Origin of the sequence: Blautia sp. AF14-40 (assembly GCF_003479665.1) — a bacterium.
GTDB classification, from domain to species: Bacteria; Bacillota; Clostridia; order Lachnospirales; family Lachnospiraceae; genus Fusicatenibacter; species Fusicatenibacter saccharivorans.
Genome location: NZ_QUHK01000077.1, coordinates 1 through 471 on the forward strand (window position 1 = coordinate 1; position 471 = coordinate 471).

The following is a 471-nucleotide window of genomic DNA, read 5'->3' on the forward strand; positions in this document are numbered from 1 at the left end:
TTCAGCGTCCGGGCTATCTGGTTTAAGTTGCCGCCGATCCTGCCGTATTCGGCGGTCAGCTTCCCAACAGCGGCAAGCAACTCGTCATTGACGGGGGAAACGGTTATGATGGGGCGTATGGTTGCCCCGGTTATGGCTTGCCGGATAAACTCGGCTTGGCTCATGTTGTAAGCAGAAAGCCTTTCCGCAAACTCGGCGTATTCTTCCTCGGTCATGCGTGTCTTGACTACCCGGCTGCGGTGCGGCGTGTTATATCGTTTTCGCATGGTAAAACCTCCTTTCGGCTGTGCGTGGTGTCCTCTCACTAATAGGAGAAAAACAGGGTGTAAAGCGGAACTGTTTTTGAAAAATCCGAAAAATTATTTTGAGGGATTTTTCAGCGGCGCAAGCCGCATAAGCAGGGTTTGGGGAAGGCACTCCCCAACAAGATTCCCGCAGGGGCAAAATGAGCGAAAAGCGAATTTTGGTACT

Annotated in this window: 1 protein-coding gene; it reads right to left on the reverse strand. The window is 51.8% G+C overall.

The genetic code is table 11. From position 1 onward, the window contains the following. Nucleotides 1–266, reverse strand: a 266-nt coding sequence (locus DWW13_RS18110; protein ID WP_118720791.1) for a plasmid mobilization protein, incomplete at its 3' end; no start/stop codon positions are given. Nucleotides 267–471: the final 205 nt, after the last annotated feature.